The 20,284-nt window shown below is 69.4% G+C and carries 18 protein-coding genes; 11 read left to right on the top strand and 7 right to left on the bottom strand.

What is annotated here, in order from left to right:
- Positions 1 to 142 precede the first annotated feature (142 nt).
- From ABZW60_RS02970 to ABZW60_RS02950, 5 genes are read left to right on the top strand one after another with little or no spacing between them, the layout of a single operon-like run.
- Positions 143 to 1,528: a phosphomannomutase/phosphoglucomutase gene (locus ABZW60_RS02970; protein WP_355473412.1), complete on the top strand. Its 1,386-nt coding sequence runs from the start codon at positions 143 to 145 to the stop codon at positions 1,526 to 1,528.
- The gene (locus ABZW60_RS02965) at positions 1,529 to 1,732 is read left to right on the top strand and encodes a Trm112 family protein (protein ID WP_355473410.1); all 204 of its coding nucleotides are present in this window, start codon (positions 1,529 to 1,531) and stop codon (positions 1,730 to 1,732) included.
- Positions 1,732 to 2,808: an SIS domain-containing protein gene (locus ABZW60_RS02960; RefSeq protein ID WP_355473408.1), complete on the top strand. Its 1,077-nt coding sequence runs from the start codon at positions 1,732 to 1,734 to the stop codon at positions 2,806 to 2,808. Before ABZW60_RS02965 ends, ABZW60_RS02960 begins: the two co-directional genes overlap by 1 nt.
- The gene (manA, locus tag ABZW60_RS02955; protein WP_355473406.1) at positions 2,802 to 3,956 is read left to right on the top strand and encodes a mannose-6-phosphate isomerase, class I; all 1,155 of its coding nucleotides are present in this window, start codon (positions 2,802 to 2,804) and stop codon (positions 3,954 to 3,956) included. The genes ABZW60_RS02960 and manA overlap by 7 nt, the downstream gene beginning before the upstream one ends.
- Positions 3,957 to 3,975: 19 nt before the next feature.
- On the top strand, positions 3,976 to 4,935 hold the full coding sequence (locus tag ABZW60_RS02950; protein WP_355473404.1) for a cation diffusion facilitator family transporter: 960 nt from the start codon (positions 3,976 to 3,978) through the stop codon (positions 4,933 to 4,935).
- A 97-nt stretch (positions 4,936 to 5,032) separates the two neighbouring features.
- Here ABZW60_RS02950 and ABZW60_RS02945 read toward each other — a convergent pair whose 3' ends face one another.
- The gene (locus ABZW60_RS02945) at positions 5,033 to 5,392 is read right to left on the bottom strand and encodes a MerR family transcriptional regulator (RefSeq protein WP_355473402.1); all 360 of its coding nucleotides are present in this window, start codon (positions 5,390 to 5,392) and stop codon (positions 5,033 to 5,035) included.
- Between the two features lie 113 nt (positions 5,393 to 5,505).
- Between ABZW60_RS02945 and ahcY the strand changes: the two genes are divergently transcribed.
- Positions 5,506 to 6,942 carry an adenosylhomocysteinase gene (gene ahcY, locus ABZW60_RS02940; RefSeq protein ID WP_355473400.1) on the top strand — a complete coding sequence of 479 codons (1,437 nt, stop codon included), beginning with the start codon at positions 5,506 to 5,508 and terminating at the stop codon, positions 6,940 to 6,942.
- Between the two features lie 47 nt (positions 6,943 to 6,989).
- On the opposite strand, the gene ABZW60_RS02935 is transcribed toward ahcY, so the two are convergent.
- Together ABZW60_RS02935 and ABZW60_RS02930 are read right to left on the bottom strand one after the other, a co-directional pair.
- Positions 6,990 to 7,994 (bottom strand): DUF4097 family beta strand repeat-containing protein, encoded by a 1,005-nt coding sequence (locus tag ABZW60_RS02935; protein ID WP_355473398.1) that lies wholly within the window; start codon positions 7,992 to 7,994, stop codon positions 6,990 to 6,992.
- Positions 7,995 to 8,124: 130 nt separating this feature from the next.
- Entirely contained in the window at positions 8,125 to 9,246 is a 1,122-nt protein-coding gene (locus ABZW60_RS02930; RefSeq protein ID WP_355473396.1) for an RDD family protein, read from the bottom strand.
- A 70-nt stretch (positions 9,247 to 9,316) separates the two neighbouring features.
- On the opposite strand from ABZW60_RS02930, the gene ABZW60_RS02925 reads away from it, so the two are divergent.
- Entirely contained in the window at positions 9,317 to 10,312 is a 996-nt protein-coding gene (locus ABZW60_RS02925) for a stage II sporulation protein M (RefSeq protein ID WP_355473394.1), read from the top strand.
- 44 nt (positions 10,313 to 10,356) lie between these two features.
- Complete coding sequence (locus tag ABZW60_RS02920; RefSeq protein WP_355473392.1) at positions 10,357 to 11,127, top strand: DUF1206 domain-containing protein; 771 nt, start codon at positions 10,357 to 10,359, stop codon at positions 11,125 to 11,127.
- Between the two features lie 30 nt (positions 11,128 to 11,157).
- Here the strand turns inward: ABZW60_RS02920 and ABZW60_RS02915 are convergent, their stop codons facing one another.
- The 4 genes from ABZW60_RS02915 to ABZW60_RS02900 are packed head-to-tail and all read right to left on the bottom strand — an operon-like array spanning position 11,158 to position 15,049.
- On the bottom strand, positions 11,158 to 11,913 hold the full coding sequence (locus ABZW60_RS02915; protein WP_355473390.1) for a DUF899 family protein: 756 nt from the start codon (positions 11,911 to 11,913) through the stop codon (positions 11,158 to 11,160).
- A gap of 51 nt (positions 11,914 to 11,964) precedes the next feature.
- Positions 11,965 to 13,551: an ABC transporter permease gene (locus ABZW60_RS02910; RefSeq protein ID WP_355473389.1), complete on the bottom strand. Its 1,587-nt coding sequence runs from the start codon at positions 13,549 to 13,551 to the stop codon at positions 11,965 to 11,967.
- Entirely contained in the window at positions 13,548 to 14,444 is an 897-nt protein-coding gene (locus tag ABZW60_RS02905) for an ABC transporter ATP-binding protein (RefSeq protein ID WP_355473387.1), read from the bottom strand. The genes ABZW60_RS02910 and ABZW60_RS02905 overlap by 4 nt, the downstream gene beginning before the upstream one ends.
- Positions 14,445 to 14,446: 2 nt before the next feature.
- Positions 14,447 to 15,049 (bottom strand): helix-turn-helix domain-containing protein, encoded by a 603-nt coding sequence (locus ABZW60_RS02900; protein ID WP_355473385.1) that lies wholly within the window; start codon positions 15,047 to 15,049, stop codon positions 14,447 to 14,449.
- A gap of 1,508 nt (positions 15,050 to 16,557) precedes the next feature.
- Here ABZW60_RS02900 and ABZW60_RS02895 point away from each other — a divergent pair.
- Genes ABZW60_RS02895 through ABZW60_RS02885 form a run of 3 tightly spaced genes read left to right on the top strand, consistent with a single transcriptional unit; the run spans position 16,558 to position 20,272 of the window.
- Complete coding sequence (locus ABZW60_RS02895; RefSeq protein WP_355473383.1) at positions 16,558 to 18,354, top strand: ABC transporter substrate-binding protein; 1,797 nt, start codon at positions 16,558 to 16,560, stop codon at positions 18,352 to 18,354.
- Positions 18,351 to 19,388: an ABC transporter permease gene (locus tag ABZW60_RS02890; protein WP_355473381.1), complete on the top strand. Its 1,038-nt coding sequence runs from the start codon at positions 18,351 to 18,353 to the stop codon at positions 19,386 to 19,388. The genes ABZW60_RS02895 and ABZW60_RS02890 overlap by 4 nt, the downstream gene beginning before the upstream one ends.
- Positions 19,385 to 20,272, top strand: coding sequence for an ABC transporter permease (locus tag ABZW60_RS02885; protein ID WP_355473379.1), 888 nt, complete (start codon positions 19,385 to 19,387; stop codon positions 20,270 to 20,272). Before ABZW60_RS02890 ends, ABZW60_RS02885 begins: the two co-directional genes overlap by 4 nt.
- Positions 20,273 to 20,284 lie beyond the last annotated feature (12 nt).

Genomic DNA, 20,284 nt, shown 5'->3' with positions numbered 1-20,284 from the left:
GACCAGGCCCGAACATACGGAACGAAGGGGGCAGCGTCAGGACACCGGCTGACAACGATGCCTAGTTGTTGCCTGCGGCGGCCGCGCCGCGCGGACCGAGGCTGAGATACAGCTTTGCCGGTGGGCCGGATAGGGTCCGTGCATGGCTGATGTTGCGGGGATCTTCAAGGCTTACGACGTCCGGGGTGTGGTGCCGGAGCAGCTGGACGAGTCCGTGGCCCGGGCGACCGGTGCGGCGTTCGTCGAGGTCCTGGACGTGCTCGCGGGTCCCGGCGCGGTCGTGATCGGCTACGACATGCGCCCGTCCAGCCCGGCGCTGGCGGCGGCCTTCGCCGAAGGTGTGGCGAGCACCGGCGCGGACGTGATCGACATCGGCCTCGCGTCCACCGACCAGCTCTACTTCGCGTCCGGCCGGCTCGACCTGCCCGGCGCGATGTTCACCGCCAGCCACAACCCGGCGCAGTACAACGGCATCAAGATGTGCCGCGCGGGCGCCGCCCCGGTCGGCTCCGACTCCGGTCTGCGCGACATCGCCGACCTGGTCGCCAAGGCGCTGACCGAGGGCCCGGCGACCGGGTCCTCGAGCGGGCACATCACCCGCAAGGACCTGCTGACGGCGTACGCGGACCACCTGCACGACCTGGTCGACCTCAGCGGCATCCGTCCGCTGACCGTGGTCGTCGACGCCGGCAACGGCATGGGCGGCCACACCGTCCCGGCCGTGTTCGCCGACGGCCCGGTGACGATCGTCCCGATGTACTTCGAGCTCGACGGCAGCTTCCCGAACCACGAGGCCAACCCGCTCGACCCGAAGAACCTGGTCGACCTGCAGGCCAAGGTCCGCGAGACCGGCGCCGACCTCGGCCTCGCCTTCGACGGCGACGCCGACCGGTGCTTCGTGGTGGACGAGAAGGGCGACCCGATCTCGCCGAGCGCGATCACCGCCGCGGTCGCCGTCCGCGAGCTCGCCAAGCACCCGGGCGCGGCGATCCTGCACAACCTGATCACCTCGAAGGCCGTGCCGGAGCTGATCACCGAGCACGGCGGCGTCCCGGTCCGCACCCGGGTCGGGCACTCCAACATCAAGCAGAAGATGGCCGAGACCGACGCGGTGTTCGGCGGTGAGCACTCCGCGCACTACTACTTCCGCGACTTCTGGCGCGCCGACACCGGCATGCTGGCCGCGCTGCACGTCCTGGCCGCGCTGGGCGAGCAGGACAAGCCGGCCAGTGAGCTGTTCGCCGACTACGAGCGGTATGTCGCCTCCGGCGAGATCAACAACACGGTCGACGACGCGGCGGCGACCGTCGCGGCCATCGAGGATACGTATTCTGGCGTCGACGGCGTGACGGTCGACCATCTGGACGGGTTGACGGTGTCGGCGGGACAGTGGTGGTTCAACGTCCGTGCGTCGAACACGGAGCCGTTGCTACGGCTGAACGTCGAGGCCGCGGACCGGGCCGAGATGGAACGCGTCCGTGACGAAGTACTGGCCCTGATCACCGGCGCATCGGTGGAGGAGAACTGAATGGCAGTCAATCTGGACCCGGACCTGCTGAGCATCCTGGTCTGCCCGAAATGCCGCTCGGAGTTCCGGGTGGACGACGAGGCGAACGAGCTGATCTGCACCAACGCCGGCTGCGCGCTGGCGTACCCGGTGCGTGACGACATCCCGGTGCTGCTGATCGACGAGGCCCGGGACACGCGAGAGACGGCCTCGACGGACTCCTGATGAGCGTTTTCGACGACACGCGGCTGGACGACCCGGCCGCACTCGAGGCGGCGGACCACCTGCTGCGCCGCCTGGCGATGGCCGGTGCCCGCGTCCGTGCTGAGCTGGAGGCGTCCGAGGACGTCCTGTCCAAGCTGACGTCCGACGGCTTCCGCCCGCGCGCCGTGGTGGCCGCCGGCCGCGACGCCCGGCTGGTCCGGGCCGTGCTCGAGCCGGTCTGCCCTGTTCCGTTCCTGGCCTGGCCGGGCCCCGGTCTGCCCGGTTGGGCCGGCCCGCTGGACCTGGTCGTCGTGCTCGCCGGCGCCGCCGAGGACCTCGACGCGGTCTCGGCCGCGGGCGAGGCGGTACGGCGGGGTTGCGGCCTGATGGTGGCCGCGCCGGAGGACTCGCCCGTGGCGATCGCCTCGGCGGGGTTGCGGCACGCGATCCGCCTGCCGTCGCAGTCCGACGACCAGCTGGCCTCCGCGGTCGCCGTACTGCAGGCGCTGCACCAGATGGATCTCGGGCCCGAGGTGGATCACAAGGCCGTCGCGTCGATCCTGGACGACGTCGCGATCGAGTGCTCGCCGAACAACGACGTCGCCTCCAATCCGGCCAAGGACCTCGCGCTGGTGCTGGCCGACGCGTTGCCGCTGGTGTGGGGCGGTTCGGTCCTCGCGGCGCGTGCTGCGCGCCGTGTGGTCGAGGCGTTCCGGCTGGCGAGTGGACGGCCCGCTCTGGCCGCTGACGCCGGTCACCTGCTGCCGGTGCTCAACCAGCCGGCCCGGGACCTCTTCGCCGACCCGTTCGACAAGCCGGAGGAGCTGCGGCCCGCTCTGGTCATCCTGGACGACGGTGTGGAGGACTCCGGCGTCGCCGAGCACCGCCGCAAGCTCGAGGCGAAGGCACAGGCGCACGATGTCCGCGTCTTCACGGTCACGCAGGCCAACGGCACGGACATCGCCCGGTACGCCGCGCTGACCCAGCACGGCCGGTACGCCGCGGCGTACCTCGGCATCGGCCTGGGCCGCTATGGTACGGCGACCGAGGACGACCCGGTCGAGCCAGGCAACCCCTCGGAGGATCCGGCGTGGTAGTCCCGCTGCAGAACACCGTCCGCGACTACGCGTGGGGTTCGCCGACCGCACTGCCCGAGCTGCTCGGGGTGCCGCCGACCGGCGAGCCGCAGGCCGAGCTGTGGATGGGTGCGCACGAGTCCGCCCCGTCGGTCCTGCCGAACGGTGACACCTTGTACGACGCGGTGTCCGCCGACCCGGCCGCGGTACTGGGGGAGGAGACGGCCGAGCGCTTCGACGGCCGGTTCCCGTTCCTCGCGAAGCTGCTCGCGGCCGCGCAGCCGTTGTCGATCCAGGCGCACCCGTCCCGGGAGCAGGCGATCGACGGCTATCAGCGGGACGAGGCCGCCGCCATCCCCCGGAACGCCGCGGACCGCAACTACAAGGACGCCTGGCCGAAGCCGGAGATCCTGATCGCGCTGGAGCCGTTCGACGCACTGGTCGGTTTCCGGCCGCTGGAGCGGACGGTCGCGCTGCTCGACGCGCTGGCCCCGGCCGGGTTCGGGGAGCTCACGGATCTGCTCCGCAACGGCAAGCTGCAGGACGCGTTCACCGGTTTCATGAGCACCGACCGGGACTCGATCCGCCCGCTGGTCGCGGCCCTGGGCGAGGCCGTCGCGCAGTACCCGGGAGACGCGTTCCCGCTGGAGCGCGAGACGCTGGCGAAGCTGTGCGCGGACTTCCCGGACGACCCCGGCGTGCTCGCGGCCCTGCTGCTGAACCGGGTCCGCCTGCAGCGGTTCGACGCCGTGTACCTCCCGGCCGGCAACGTGCACGCCTACCTGCGCGGCCTCGGCTTCGAGGTGATGGCGAACTCCGACAACGTTTTGCGCGGCGGTCTGACGAGCAAGTACGTCGACGTACCGGAGCTCGTCTCGGTGGTGGACTTCGAGCCGCTCGCCGACCCGGTGCTGACCGCGACGGCGGACGGGGTCTACGAGACAGGGTGTGAGTACTTCGCGATCCACCGGGTGGATCTCGCGTCCGACGAGCGCACGATCGACGGCGTCGGGCCGCGGATCGTCTGCTGCGTGGACGGCTCCGTCGATGCTGCCGGCAAGGAATCCGTTGTGACGTTGTCCGCTGGTCAGTCGGCGTTCCTCGCCGGACCCGAAGGACCCTGTACCCTGCGTGGTTCCGGCACGGCGTTCGTCGTCGCCGCACGCTAACTGGAGGACCTGAACAACCATGGCTGGTGGCGGGAACAAGGCCGTTGTCGCGGCTTTGCTGGCGAACACCGGGATCGCGGTCACCAAGTTCGCCGCCTGGGCGCTCACCCAGTCGGCGTCGATGCTGGCCGAGGCGATCCACTCGCTCGCCGACGCGGGCAACCAGGTGCTGCTGCTGGTCGGCGGCCAGCGGGCCAAGCGGGCGGCCGACGAGCTGCACCAGTTCGGGTTCGGCCGGGAGCGGTACGTCTACTCGTTCATCGTGTCGATCGTGCTGTTCAGCGTGGGCGGTCTGTTCGCGCTGTACGAGGGCTACCACAAGGTGCACGACCCGCACGGGATCGACAACTGGAAGTGGGTCCCGGTCGCGGTGCTGGTGGTCGCGATCGTGATGGAGAGCCTGTCGTTCCGGACCGCGATCGTCGAGGCGAACAAGGTCCGCGGCACGGTGCCGTGGGTGAAGTTCGTCCGGAACGCGAAGGCCCCGGAGCTGCCGGTCATCCTGCTCGAGGACTTCGCGGCGCTCACCGGCCTGGTGCTGGCGCTGATCGGCGTCGTACTGACGCTTGCCACCGGCAACGGCGTGTACGACGGCCTCGGGTCGATGGCGATCGGCGCGCTGCTGGTCTGCGTGGCGATCTTCCTGGCGATCGAGATGAAGTCGCTGCTGCTCGGCGAGTCCGCGACCCGGGAGTCCCAGGCCCGGATCGTCGCCGCGATCGAGAACACCCCCGGTGTCCAGCGCCTGATCCACATCAAGACCCTGCACCTCGGCCCCGAGGAGGTCCTGGTCGCCGCGAAGCTCGGCGTCGAGCCGACCGCCGACGCTTCCGTCGTCGCCGAGACCATCGACGCCGCCGAGCGCGCGATCCGCGCCGCCGAGCCGATGAGCCGGCACATCTACCTCGAGCCGGACATCTTCCACGAGAACCACGTCCCCGACGAGCGCCCGGCCGTCCCCGAGGCCCCGTCCCACTAAGGGCCAGCTGAGGGGTCAACCCCTCAGTTCGCCGGTTGGCACTCCGCATGCAGGCAGGCGAACCGTCCATCTCGGGGGTTGACCCCTGAGATGGACGTCAGCGCGGCTTGGGTGGGAGGACGCCGGAGCGGCCGAGCCAGCGCAGGGCGCGCTCGCGGTCGATCTCGGCCTGGGTCGGCGGCGCGGTGAGGCGGCCGGTGCGGTAGCCGAGATTGCGGATGTCGGCCGCCACGGACGGCTCGGCCAGCGCGCGCAGTGCGAAGGCGAGCGCGGCCGGCGTCACGTCGTACCGGCGTTCGAGGTCGAGTGCCAGCCGGACGGCCGCGAGGTCGCGGTCGTCGTACTGGCGCTGTGACGTGTGCTCGGAGCGGGAGCGCGGCAGCAGCCCGAGTGCCTCCCGGTAGCGGAGCATGCGCGGAGTGGTACCCAGCTGGCGAGCGGCCTCGGTGATGCGCATAGCATCAATCCTGACATTTCGGTGTCAAAAATGCGCCTGGAGCGATCAAACCGCGTGGCTCGGCCCTCTAGGCTCGGGCAGGTAGTAATCACAGTCTTCAGCAGGGGAGCGGCATGACCTTCGACTACAAGGTGGCGGATCTCGGCCTGGCCGAGTTCGGGCGCAAGGAGATCCGGCTGGCCGAGCACGAGATGCCCGGCCTGATGGCGATGCGCGAGCAGTACGGCGAGAGCAAGCCGCTGGCCGGCGCGCGGATCATGGGCTCGCTGCACATGACGATCCAGACCGCCGTGCTGATCGAGACGCTGACGGCGCTCGGGGCCGAGGTGCGCTGGGTGTCGTGCAACATCTTCTCCACCCAGGACCACGCGGCGGCCGCGGTCGTCGTCGGCCCGGACGGGACGGCCGAGAACCCCGCCGGCGTGCCGGTGTTCGCCTGGAAGGGCGAGACGCTGGAGGAGTACTGGTGGTGCACCGAGCAGGCGCTGACCTGGCCGGGCGCTGACGGCCCGAACATGATCCTCGACGACGGCGGCGACGCCACGATGCTCGTCCACAAGGGCACCGAGTTCGAGAAGGCGGGCGCCGTTCCGGACCCGTCGACCGCCGACTCCGAGGAGTACGGCGTCGTCCTGAAGCTGCTGACCCGGACGCTGGCCGACTCGCCGTCGAAGTGGACGACCATCGGTCAGGGCATCAAGGGTGTCACCGAGGAGACCACCACCGGCGTGCACCGGCTGTACGAGATGCACAAGGCCGGCGCGCTGCTGTTCCCGGCGATCAACGTCAACGACTCGGTGACCAAGTCGAAGTTCGACAACAAGTACGGCTGCCGGCACTCGCTGATCGACGGCATCAACCGCGCCACCGACGTGCTGATTGGCGGCAAGGTCGCGGTCGTCTGCGGATACGGCGACGTCGGCAAGGGCTGCGCCGAGTCGCTGCGCGGCCAGGGCGCGCGGGTGATCGTCACCGAGATCGACCCGATCTGCGCGCTGCAGGCCGCGATGGACGGCTACCAGGTGTCGACCGTGGACGACGTGGTCGGGATCGCCGACATCTTCGTCACCACGACCGGCAACAAGGACGTCATCACCGCCGACCACATGGCGGCGATGAAGCACCAGGCGATCGTCGGCAACATCGGCCACTTCGACAACGAGATCGACATGGCCGGGCTGTACAAGGTCGCCGGCATCGAGCGGGTCAACATCAAGCCGCAGGTCGACGAGTTCCGCTTCCCCGACGGCCACACGATCATCGTGCTGTCCGAAGGCCGGCTGCTGAACCTCGGCAACGCCACCGGGCACCCGTCGTTCGTGATGTCGAACTCGTTCACCAACCAGGTGCTGGCGCAGATCGAGCTGTTCGTGAAGACCGCCGACTACCCGACCGAGGTGTACGTGCTGCCGAAGCACCTCGACGAGATGGTCGCCCGGCTGCACCTCGACTCGCTCGGCGTCAAGCTGACCGAGCTCACCAAGGAGCAGGCGGCCTACCTCGGCGTACCGGTCGAGGGCCCGTACAAGGCCGAGGCCTACCGCTACTGAGGTTCCCGGACGAGGCGCCCCACCGCTCGGGTGGGGCGCCTCGTGCGTCAATAACCCAGATTGCTGCCGCGGGCCGACTGATGGCCGGGCATCTGCTGATAGGCGCGCGCACCGCCCTGGTGCATCGGCCGGGTCGCGGCGGGTTGCGGGGCACTGGCCCGGCCGGACATCGACGTCGCCTGCGCGTTCAGGGTCTGCTCCACGTCCGGGCTCGCGGCAGTCACGGTCGCGTTCCCCGACATCGCGCTGGCGCGAACGATGCGTTGCCCGTCCATCGGCTGGTGTGCCGCGACGACGTGGATGCTGGCATTGCCGGACATCGCGCCGACGGTCGCGGTAGCGCCCGCGAACTGACGGACGTTCACCGATCCGCTCTGTGCCTTCGCCTGCACCTGGCCCTGGGCCCAGTCGACGTGGACGGATCCACTTTGCGTCCGGACGTCGAGGTCCTGCACCCAGCCGACGGCCACGCTCCCGGACTGGGTGGACGCGTTGACGGACCAGGCGGATTTCACGTCGACGTCCCCGGACTGCGTGCGCGCCTCGACAGTGCTGAGGCCGGTTGCCTCGATGCCGGCGGACGTGGTCTGGGCGGTGAGCGCGCTGCCGGGCGGCAGGACGGCGGTCACCTCGATGTCGGAGGCCGGCTCGGACGCGTCGACGCCGCCGTTGGAGGGATCGATCCGCACGCCGTTGACCATGATCGGACCGCTGACGCCGGAGATGCTGATACCGCGGTTCCCGGTGCTGAAGACAGCGCCGTTGACCCTGCCGATCGAGATGTTGCCGCTACCGCTCTGGATCGTGATGCCGCCGTTCCCGGCGCCGGTTCCCTCGACCTTCGCGGACATCACGCCGTCCGTCGACTGCTGCAGCGTCGCGCGATCGACCAGGTCCGCGGACGGGCCGCGGGTGTCCGGGGTCGAGATGCGCAGCGTGGCGCGCTTGCAGTTCGGATCGACGACGACCGAGACCTTGCCTGCTTGCTGCAGCAGTCGGGCGTCGACGGTGACCGGGCCGGGCTGGGCAGCCTCGATGTGCCGAGAGGTCAAGAGGTGTCTCCTTGAGGGGATCGTCGTTCTGTCAGTCGCTGCAGGTCCGGAAGGGACTATAGGTCGAGACCGGGGCATAGCAGGGCGCTGAGCGGATCCCCACGACGAGGGTTTGCCGGACGCTGCCGGGTCAGAAACCTTGGCTGGTTTCGTTGCTGCCCGGGGCGGCCCAGCCTTCGGCGTTGACCGTCGCAGGACGTGGTGCTGACGGTCGCACGGGCGGGGCGAACGGGCCCGGTGACGGGGCAGGCGGCGGCATCGCGCCGTACGGGCTCGGCGGGGCGAACGGCCCGGTCGGCGCGGCGTACGGCGATGGACCCGGGGCGTATGGCGCGGCGGGTGCGGCGTACGGCGATGGACCCGGGGCGTATGGCGCGGCCGGTGCGGCGTATGGCGATGGAGCCGGGGTGTACGGCGCGGCGGGTGCGCCGGCGGCGTACGGGGACGGGGTTGGTGTGTAGGGGGTGGTGGGGAAGGGGCCGGTTTGGTGGGGGCGGTGGGTGGCCAGGCGCTGGAGTTCGCGGCGGCGGCGTTCGGCCAGGACGGCGGAGAGGTAGGCCGGGGCGATGACCTGGGTCGGCGGTGCGGGGGCGATGACGGCCGCTACCCGGGCTGCCAGGGCCTCGCCGATCGCGTACTGCGGGCCGGGGAGGAGTTCGGTGAAGCGGGCGAGGTAGTCGCGGGCCGCGTTCGCCAGCTCGTCGGACAGCCGCGACAGCTCCAGCGACTGCGCCCACGGGACCAGATGACCGGGCACGAACAGCGGCGGCGACGCCATCGGCTGGTTCCGCTCGCGAATGACGACCGTGCCGGAGACCATGTCCCCGATCCGCTTGCCCTGCTTGTTCATCAGGCTCGCCACGATCCCGGGGCAGGCCGCGAACCACGGCGCGAAGTCGACGAAGAACCACATCAGCGTCCGCACCAGCGCGTGCCGGAACCGGATCGAGCTCCCGTCGTCGCGCACCACCTTGAGCCCGAGCACCATCTTGCCCAGCGTCCGCCCGCGGGTCAGCGTCTCCATCACGACCCGGTAGCCGACCACGACGAGCAGCACGACGATGAAGATCAGCGCACCCGCGAGCGCCTCACTGGCCTCGCTCCCGAACAGGAACCCGGCCAGCAGCGCGATCAGCACGGTCAGCACGATGCCCTGCAGCAGCATGTCGATCGCACACGCCAGCGCCCGCGTCGGCATCCGGGCGATCCGCACCTGGAGGACGACTGCTTCGCCGGTGACCAGCTGCGACACTCCGCCGCCCCCTTCCTGCGTAGACACTGGGTCCGGTTAGTCTGCCACCAGTCGGGTGGAGGAGGTGGCGGTGGACGTAGAAGCGTTTGTCTCGGTGCACCAGCCGCAGTGGGACCGCCTGGCGTACCTGACCCGTCGCCAGCGCCGCCTGTCCGGTGCTGAAGCCGAAGAGCTTGTAGTCCTCTACCAGCGCGTCGGCACGCACTTGGCCGCGCTGCGGGCAGCCGGCGCGGATCCGGTGTCGATCGGCCGGCTGTCCGGCCTGATCGCCGACGCGCGGGGCGCGGTGACCGGTGCGCAGGCACCTGTCTGGCGCGACATCTCGAAGTACTTCCTGGTCAGCTTCCCGGCCGCGCTCTACGCGTCCAGACGCTGGTGGATCACCATCGGCCTGCTCTTCTACCTCGTCGCGGCCTGGGCCGCCTGGCGGGTGCTGGCACATCCGGAGGTGATCGACTCGATCGCTACGCCGGACCAGATCAAGCAGCTCGTCGAGCACGACTTCGAGGCGTACTACTCGGAGAACCCGGCGCAGGACTTCGCCCTGCGCGTCTGGATCAACAACGCAACCATCAGCGCCGCCGTCCTCGCACTAGGCATCCTGCTGATCCCGTCGGTCTTCGTGCTCTGGGACAACGCGCTCAACCTCGGCCTGAGCGCCGGACTGATGATCGGCCACGACCGGGGCGGTCTGTTCTTCAGCCTGATCGCGCCGCACGGCCTGCTCGAGATCACGGCGGTGTTCGTCGCAGCCGCGGCCGGCCTGCGGCTCGGCTGGGCCTGGGTCGTGCCAGGACCTCGTACGCGCATGCAGGCCGTAGCGCAGACCGGCCGTGCCACTGTCGGTATGGCGATCGGCCTGGCCGCGGTGCTTCTGGTCACGGGGCTGATCGAAGCGTTTGTTACACCGTTCCTGCCCGGCCCGGTCCGGGTGACCATCGGCATCTTGGCCGAGCTGGCGTTCATCACGTACGTGTGGACGCTGGGCCGGCGCGCTTACCGCCAGGGCGAGTACGGCGACATCGACGAGTCTGACCGTGAGGCGAGCGCGCCCGTCTCCGCCTGACCGTTTTCCGGACTGATGGTTTTCCCGGTGGGCACTTCTCAGGTGTGACTACTACCGCCCAGGAAGTCCGATACAGCCGGCCGTACCGGTACGCGGTGACGGTCGGTCTGGTGGCGTACGGCGTCGTACACCTGCTGGTCGCCTGGATCGCACTGCAGCTCGCGTTCGGCAAGTCCTCGCAGGAGGCTTCACAACAAGGGGCCCTGCGGGAACTGGCCGACAAGCCGCTCGGCGGCGTGCTGTTGTGGGTTGTTGCGATCGGGCTGTTCGCCCTGGCCGTCTGGCAGGGCCTGCAGGTGATCTGGGGCCACCTGGAGCCGCACAAGAAGCTGTCGTCGGCCGGACGCGCGATTGTCTACGTCGTACTGGCCATCAGTGCGGTGAAGGTCGCGATCGGCTCGGGCGGTTCGGGAACCGGTCAGCAGCGGACGATGTCCGCGCGGCTGATGGAGCACGGCTGGGGACGGGCCGTGATCATCGCGGCCGGGGTCGCGATCCTCGCGATCGGTTGCTACCACGTCTACAAGGGGATCACGAAGAAGTTCACCGAGGACCTGGTGGGCGGCGTCTCGGACGTGACCATCCTGCTGGGCCGGATCGGGTACGGCGCGAAGGGTTTCGCGTACGCCGTGGTCGGCGTCCTGTTCGGCTGGGCGGCGATCGCCTACGACCCGGAGAAGGCCGGCGGCCTCGACACCGCGCTGCACACGATCAAGGAACAGCCGGCCGGCTCGGTCCTACTCGCCGTCCTGGCAGCCGGCATCGCCGCCTTCGGCGCCTACTGCTTCAGCTGGTCCCGCAACGCCCGCCGCTGAGCCGGTCATCCTGGGTCGCCGCTGAGCTGGTCATCGCGGCGCGCCGCTGAGGTCGTCGTCGCGGCCGGCCGCGATCCGGGACCATTGCGCGATCGGGCGGCCATCGATCGTCTTGGGCAGCTTGGGGTTCTCGGTCGCCCACCGCTGCGGCCAGCCGTCCGGCGAGTCCTCGTACGGCTCCTGCCGGCCGTACACGGTCAGGTCCATCAGCGCGTAGTTGTTGTCCATCACCTCGACGCCACGCATCGTCGTCCAGTAGGTCTCGTAGACGCGGTCGCCCTGCCGTACATACGAGATCAGGTACATCTGCCCGATGGTGCGCCCGGTCAGGAGCCGGTCGAGCGATCCGACGGCGGAGTACCACGGCATCGTCCAGCCCAGGAAGTCGCGATACGCCCGACTCTCGGCGTACGGGCCCTGGCAGAACACCGCGAACGTGATGTCGCGCGAATGCAGGTACGAGAGTTCCTGGACCTGCCCGGTGCACCACGTGCACCCCTGGCACTGCTCGGCGGCCGGGTGACCCGTGTGCCACATGTAGTAGTACGCCAGCAGCTGCTTGCGGCCGTCGACTGCGTCGAGCAGGGTGACCGGCCCGTCCGGACCGGCCACCGTGATGTCCGCATCGACCTCGACCATCGGCAACCGTCTGCGTTCCGCGGCGATCGCGTCACCCTCGCGGGTGTGCGCTTTCTCGCGGACCCGCAGTGCCTCGAGTCCTGCGTCGAACGTCTCCCGGTCGACGACCGGCGGGAGCGCAGTTGTGTCGGCGATAGCTCGTCTCATACCGGAGACGTCGGAGCTCGGACACAACTCTCGACACGGTGCCCGCCACGGTCAGGCCGGGAGATCCCGTCGGCGGAGGCCGATCAGTCCGGTGAGGGCGATGACGAATGCGATGGCGAGCAGTGCCAGGAAGGGGCCGGCTGAGGCCGATCCGCCGGGCAGCGAGGGGAGGTGGGTGAACGGCGAGATGTCACGGATCCAGCCGGCAGTACTGACCCCAGCGCTCACGAGCCCGATCAGGATGCACACCACGGGACCGGCCCACGACACCATCGACGCCTGCGGGAACAGCCCGAAGATCGCGATCGCCAGCGCCGCCAGCACCCACACGGCCGGCAGTTGCGCGAGCGCCGCACCGACCAGTCGCGGTACCTGACCACCCACATCGCCGATCGCCGCGCCGTACGCGAGCCCCTCGGCCACGCCCGCCGCCAGCAGCGCGAGAGCCGGGCCGAGCAGGCTGAAGACGAGATGGCTCGCGGCCCACTGCCAGCGACTGGTCGCGGTCGCCAGGACCGGTTCGGCGCGTCCACTGCTCTCCTCGACGCGCATCCGCAACGTGGCCTGGACCGCGTACGCCGACGCGATCAGCCCGACCAGCGTCATCACACCGGCCAGGAACGAGTCGATCAGCCCGGCCGCGCCGCCCATCCGCCGGAACATCTCCTGGATGCCCGGGTCGTCGCGCATCATGTCGCCGACGCCCTCCGCGACACCGCCGAACAGCAAGCCCAGCAAGGCGAATCCGATCGTCCACGCGACGAGCAGCCCACGATGCAGCCGCCACGCCAGCGCGAACGGCGATCCCAGCTTCCCGTCCGCCGGGCCGAGCCGATCCGGCAGGATCCCGGCCCCGACATCGCGTCGTACCGCCAGGAACACCGCCGCCCCGACCAGCAGGATGGTTGCCGCCAGCATCACAATCACCAGCCACCAACGGTTCTCGGCGTACGGGTGGATGCGCTGTGCCCACGCGATCGGCGACAGGTACGACAGCCACGCGAGCGGACCGTCCGTGTGCGCGCTGGTGTCCCCGGCCGCCCGCAGTACGTAAGCACCGCCGAGCACGGCGATCGCGATACCGCGCGCCGTGCCGGCACTCGCGGTCAGCTGCGCCGCGACCGCGCCGAGCGCCGCGAAGAACCACCCGGTGCCGGCATAAACGGCCCCGATGGCGACCGACCCGGCCCACGGCAGGTCCTGGCTGTGCATGCCGAGAGCAAGCAGTACGGCGAGGACGAGGTTCGCGCCGAGCACCGTGATCAGCGCGGCGGCCAGCTGCGCGTGTCGCCCGACGACAGTTGCCCCGAGCAACTCACGGCGACCGGTCTCCTCCTCGACGCGGGTGTGCCGGATCACCGTGAGCAGGCTGATCAGCCCGACCATCACCGGCACGAACCCGAGCCGCCAGGTGACGAACTCGCCCAGGCTCGACCCGGACAGCTCGCCGTACAAGGTGATGAAGCCGGCGTTGCTCGCGTACTTGACGCGGGACTCCGGCGTCGGGAACAGGTCGCCGTACTCCTTCACGTAGCTCACCGAGATCGCGGTGAGCAGCACGATCCAGAGCGGCAGCACGATCCGGTCCCGGCGCAGGATCAGCCGGATCAGACCGCCGGTGCCGGCCAGCGACTTCATTTCACGGCCTCGGGTTCGTACAGCCGCAGGAACAGCTCCTCCAGCGACGGCGGCTGGCTCACGAGACTCCGTACGCCGATCTCGGTCAGCCGCCGCAGAACCGGGTTGATCTCGTCCGTGTCCACGTCGAACTGGACGCGCCCGTCGACCTCCGTCAGGTCGTGGACGCCCGACAACTGCGCCAGGCCGTCCATCGGCCCGACGAGCTCAGCCTGGATCGACGTGCGGGTGAGATGCCGGAGCTCGCTCAGGGTGCCGCTCTCGACCGCGCGGCCCGCCCGGATGATCGTGACGCGATCGCACAGCGCCTCCACCTCGGACAAGATGTGGCTCGACAACAGGACGGTCCGGCCATCGCGGTCGCTGATCTCCTGCACGACGTCGCGGAAGACCTCCTCCATCAGCGGGTCGAGCCCGGAGGTCGGCTCGTCGAGCAGCAGCAACTCGACGTCGGACGCGAACGCGGCGACCAGCGCGACCTTCTGCCGGTTGCCCTTGGAGTAGGCGCGCGCCTTCTTCCGCGGGTCGAGGTCGAAACGCTCGAGCAGCTCCGCCTTGCGCTTCTTGTCCACGCCGCCGCGCATCCGGCCGAGCAGATCGATCGCCTCGCCGCCGGACAAGTTCGGCCACAGCGTCACGTCGCCGGGCACATACGCGAGCCGCCGATGCAGCTCGGTCGCGTCCGACCACGGATCGCCGTCCAGGACCCGCGCCGTACCGCCGTCGGCCCGGGTCATCCCGAGCAGGATGCGAATGGTGGTGGTCTTCCCCGCGCCGTTCGGGCCGAGGAACCCGTGCACCTCACCGGTTCGCACCGTGAGGTCGAGACCGTCCAGGGCGTGGGTGCGCCCGAAGCGCTTGACCAGACCTTCCGTGCTGATCGCAGCCGGCATGATCACTTCTCCTGTTTCCGCATGTGGTCGACTTGTTCCTGGGTGAGCAGCGGGATCGTGAAGACCTCCATCAGCGCCTGGCCGATCCGGTTGTAGCCCGCCGGTGTGGTGATGTCCTCGCCGAGCGCCTTCGAGACCTGGTCGCGGAACACGAACACGCTGAGCTTGATCGCCGCCAGCGCGGCCGCATACCCGCGCCGGTCCTTGGGGTTGATGCCGAAGCTGGTGGTCCACTCCTCGACCGCCTCGACGCCCTCGAGGAAGAGCGCGGTCGCGGTCTCCGAACCGTCCATCATCGACCGCACCAGATACAGCTGCAGCGGGAACGCGAGCGGGTGCAGGGTGAGCGGGTCGAGCCCGGTGAGGTTCCCGTCCTTGGTCAGCTCGGCGCCGATCTGGAGCATCCGCTCCTTCGCGTACTGATCACACGCCTCCCGCAGCGCCTCCTTCGACCCGAAGTGATGCCGCACCAGCCCCGACGAGACACCGGCCTCGGCCGCGATGTCCCGGATCGAAGCCCCCTCGATCCCCCGCTCCCCGAACAGGCGAACCGCCGCATCCCGAATCCGGGCCCGCGCCGTCAGATCCTCCACCGCCCGATCCATCCCCGAACTCCTCTCGCTACACACAACAGCAAACTACTACACGATCGTGTAGTCAAGTACTCGGCTGTGAAGCGCGCGTGGGGTGGAGGGGGTGTGGCGTGTGGGAGGGAGGCGGCGGGAGCGTGGTGTGTGTTGAGGCAGGGGTGGGGTGTGTGAGGGAGGTGGCGGGGGTGGGGTGTGTGAGGGAGCTGGCGGGGGGTGGAGTGTGTGAGGGAGGTAGTCGGCCCACGCGTGCTCCGCGGGCGCTTCCTTCGTCGCTGCGCTCCTCAGCGCACCCGCTCCGCGCGCTCCCACCCACCCCCCGCTTAGCGCGGTGCATCCGTTTCCGGCTACCGCCGTGTGCTTCGGCTGACGCCGGAAGTTCCGGCTTGCGCCGGCTGTTTCCGGCTTGCGCCGGCTGTTTCCGGCTAACGCCGGGTACTTCGGCTGGCGCCGACTACTCCGGCTTGCGCTGAGTGTTCCGGCTTGCGCTGAGTGTTCCGGCTTGCGCTGAGTGTTCCGGCTTGCGCTGAGTGTTCCGGCTTGCGCCGGGTACTTCGGCTGACGCCGGGTTTTGCCGGCTGCCGCCGGCGAGTTGCGAGCTGCCGCTCGCGTGCGAGTGCCTGTCGCCGCGGAGCCCTGTCCGTGGTGGCCCCGGGCTCCTCAGGCTTCGGATCAGCAGCGAGAACTGATTTCCACGACTCGGTTCACAGCACGACGGCCAAGGCCACGACGCGCCCCACGGGAACAGCGATCGGCTGTGGGACGTTCCCGGCTGGGGTCCGGGCCCACCCGCGTCGGACGCTCTCACAGGGCATCTGCCCAGCAGACACACGCGAGCGCCAGCTCGCAACTCGCCGGCGCAGCCGGCAACACCCGGAGCAGCCGGAATACCCGGCGCGAGCCGGAACGCCCGGCGATAGCCGGAACTTCCGGCGCAAGCCGCGACTCCCGGCGTCAGCCGGAACGCCCGGCGCAAGCCGGAATCACCCGGCGCAAGCCGGAATCACCCGGCGTCAGCCGGAACATCCGGCGCAAGCCGATGCCCGCGGCGCAAGCCGCAACTCCCGGCGTCAGCCGGAACATCCGGCGTCAGCCGGAACGCCCGGCGATAGCCGGGTGCGGATGCACCGCGCCAAGCGGGGGATGGGTGGGAGCGCGCGGAGTGGGTGCGGTGAGGAGCGCAGCGACGAGGCAAGCGTCCGCGAAGCACGCGTGGGTTCGCTTCACCACCCGGCGCAAGCCGCAACTCCCGGCGCCAGCCGGAAGCACCCGGCGCCAGCCGGAAGCTGATGCACCGCGCTAAGCGGAGGGTGGGTGGGAGCGCGCGGAGTGGACGCCGTGAGGAGCGCAGCGACGAGGCAAGCGGCCGCGAAGCACGCGTGGGCTCGCCATACCCCACACACCCCGACGCGCCGTAAGAAGGTTACTTCAGTGTGACAAAGCTTCGTATCTTGTTGACAGGACAGCGCTTGCTGGTGTGGTTTCTTCCCAACATCAACACCCGGCTGGGGAAGGTGGGGCGGCCCATGAGGAAGCTGTTGGCTGTGCTGGCGGCGTTGTGTGTGCTGGCGGCGGTACCTGGGACGGCGTCGGCGGCTGAGCCGGCGGCGAAGAAGGTCATCAAGATCGGGGTCACGCAGTCGGTGGATTCGATGAACCCGTTCCTTGCCGTCCGGCTGGTGACGGGGTCGATCCAGCGGATGATCTACGGCTTCCTGACGGTGCCGGACTCGAAGACGCTGCAGCCCAGCCCGGATCTCGCGGAGTCCTGGACAACGTCGCCGGACGGGCTGACCTGGACGTTCAAGATCCGTGAGGCGAAGTGGTCGGACGGGCAGCCGATCACCGCGGCGGACGCGGCCTGGACGTTCAACAAGATGATGACCGACGACGGCGCGAAGACCGGCAACGGCCCGGCGGTGGAGAACTTCCAGAGCGTCACCGCGAACGGCCAGGAGCTGACCATCAAGCTCAAGGCGCCGCAGGCGTCGATGCTCGACAACCCGGTGCCGATCATGCCGAAGCACGTCTGGGAGAAGGTCACGGACATCTCGAAGTACGACGGCGAGGTGTACCCGACCGTCGGCAGCGGGCCGTACGTCGCGGTGGAGCACAAGAAGGACCAGTTCGTCCGGCTGGAGGCGAACCCGGACTACTGGCGCGGCCGCCCGAAGATCGACGAGTTGCAGATCATCTTCTACGACAACCCCGCGGCCTCGATCGTCGGCCTGAAGAAGGGCGACATCGACCTCATCGGCCGGCTGAACCCGCCGGACTTCGAGTCGCTGAAGGGCGACAGCAACATCGAGCAGTGGAACACGCAGGGCCGGCGGGCGACGTACCTGCAGATCAACCACGGCGCGACGACCAGTGACGACAAGCCGATCGGCGACGGGCATCCGGCGCTGAAGGACCCGAAGGTGCGGACCGCGCTGCACTACGCGATCGACAAGCAGAAGCTGGTCGACGAGGTCCAGGGCGGGCTGGCGAAACCGGCCGACGGCTCGATCATTCCGCCGCTGTACAAGGACTTCTTCTGGGAGGCGAGCGGCGCCGAGAAGGTCTCGTTCGACCCGGCGAAGGCGAACAAGATCCTCGACGACGCGGGCTACAAGAAGGGCGCCGACGGCGTCCGGTCGATGCCGGACGGGTCGCGGAAACTGCAGTTCCGGTTCAGCATCCACACCGACACCCCGATCGAGGACAAGCTCGCCGAGTACCTGACCGGCTGGTTCAAGGAGGTCGGCATCCAGCTGACCACCAAGCGGCTGGACTCCAGCAAGTTCACCGAGGAGACCGGGACGACGGCGCTGTTCGACATCGCGATCAGCGGGTGGTCGGTGAACCCGGACCCGGAGGAGGTGCTCGGCACACACCTGTGCAGCCGGCGTCCGACCGCGTCCGGCCAGGGTGGCGGCACCGAGTCGTTCTACTGCGACCCGCAGTACGAGAGCCTCTACCTGCAGCAGCAGAAGGAACTCGACCGCGGAAAGCGCGCGGAAATCATCAAGAAAATGGAAGAAAGGCTCTATTCCGACGCGCCGGTGATCGCGCTCTACTACCCGAACGACCTGGAGGGGTACCGGAAGGACCGGATCGCCAGCATCACGCCGATCCCAGAAGACAAGGGCCTGCTGTACGGCGGTTCGGGCTACTGGCCGTTCTACACGCTCGAGGCGGTGTCGAAGGACGGCGCGGCCGCGGAAAGCGGTGGCCTGGGCGGTGGCGTGATCGCCGGGATCGCGGCGGCCGTGGTCGTCGTCCTGATCGGTGGATTCTTCGTCCTGCGACGCCGCCAGGGCGCGGCCGACGAGCGCGAATGACGGTCGACACCACCTCCGCTGCCGTCGAGGCGCTCGAGGAGCGCCCGGCCCGCCACGGTCTGCCGCGGTACGCGGCGACCAAGGCGGGCGGGGCGCTGCTGAGCATCGCGATGGTGATCGTCGCGACGTTCTTCCTGTTCCGGCTGCTGCCGGGCGACCCGGTCCGTGCGCTGGCCCAGGGCCGGAACATGACACCGGAGCAGCTCGACCTGGAGCGGGCCCGGCTCGGGCTGGACAAGCCGATCCCGGAGCAGTTCCTGCATTTCCTGCAGCAGACGCTGTCGTTCGACCTCGGGACGTCGTACGAGTACAAGCGCCCGGTCGTCGACCTGATCGGCGAGCGGATCGGGTCGACCTTGCTCCTCACCGGTACCGCGCTGGTGATGGCCGTCAGCCTCGGCCTGTGGCAGGGCGCGCGGGCCGGGTGGAAGCCCGGCAGCAGGTTCGACAAGGTGTCGACGGCCATCTCGCTGGTGCTGTGGTCGGTGCCGACCTTCTGGCTCGGGCTGTTGCTGCTGATGGTGTTCGCGGCCGGAATCGGCCCGATCCCGGGGATCTTCCCGACCCGCGGCAGCTCGAGCGTCGACAAGCCCGACGGGTTCGCGGGGGTGCTCGACGTCGCGCAGCACATGGTGCTGCCGTGCCTGACGCTGGTCGCGGTCGTCTACGCGCAGTACCTGCTGGTGATGCGGTCGTCGGTGATCGACGAGGTCGGCCAGGACTACATCACGACGGCGCGGGCGAAGGGCCTGCGCGACGACGACGTACGACGCCGGCACGCGGTACCGAACGCGCTGCTGCCGACCGTGACGCTGGTGTTCATGCGGATCGGGTTCGTGGTCGGCGGCGCCGTGACGGTCGAGGCGATCTTCAGCTGGCCAGGGCTCGGGCAGCTGTTCTACGAGGCGATCCGGGTGCCGGACTTCACGCTGATGCAAGGAACGTTCCTGCTGATCACGGTTTCCGTGATCGTGATGAACACGCTGGCCGACGTGGTCTACCACGTCCTGGATCCACGGGTGAGGTCGGCATGAGCAGCGTGGCCTGGGTGCGGCGGAAACACGCTGCCGGTCGTTTCTGGACGGATTTCCGGAAACAGCGCGCAGGAGTTGCCGGATTGATCGTTCTGGCGGTCGCCGTCGTGCTGGCGCTGATCGCGCCGCTGTTCATCGACGCCGGTGTCACGAACGTGGTCAGCGGGACCGGGGCCAAACTGGCGCCGCCGAGCCTCGACGAGCCGCTCGGCACGGACGAGTCGGGCCGGTCGGTGCTGCTGATGATCTGGTGGGGTTCCCGGACCTCGCTGCTGATCGGTTTCCTCGCGGCACTGCTGAGCATGGTGATCGGCACCGTGCTCGGCATCGCGGCCGGGCATTTCCGGGGCTGGATCGGCGCGGTGATCCTGCGGGTCACCGACTGGTTCCTGGTGCTGCCGTCGCTGGTCACCGCGCTGGTGCTGGCGGCGATCCTGGGCGGCTCCACAACGACGATCATCGTGGCGATCGGCGTGACCTCGTGGCCGTCGACGGCGCGACTGATCCGCGCGCAGACGCTGGCCGTCGAGGCCCGCCCGTACATCGAGCGGTCGCTGGCACTCGGCGCCGGGCACTGGCACATCACCACGCGCCACGTGCTGCCGAACGTCGCCCCGCTGCTGCTGGCGAGTACGACGCTGGAGGTGGCCAGCGCGATCGTCACCGAGTCGACGCTGGCGTTCCTCGGCGTGAGCGCGAACAAGACCTCGTGGGGAACGATGCTGCGCGGCTCGTACGACTGGGGCGCGGCGACCGCCGGAGCTTGGTGGTACATCCTCGTGCCGGGTCTGTGCATCGTGACCGTGGTGATGGCGTTCACCTTGTGTGGAAGGGCTTTGGAGACCGTGCTCAACCCCCGGCTGCGGACGCGTGCACATGCTTGAGCTCGACGACTT

Source organism: Kribbella sp. NPDC003557 (genome assembly GCF_040610805.1).
Taxonomy (GTDB): Bacteria; Actinomycetota; Actinomycetes; order Propionibacteriales; family Kribbellaceae; genus Kribbella.
This window is presented reverse-complemented; position numbering and strand designations above follow the sequence as displayed.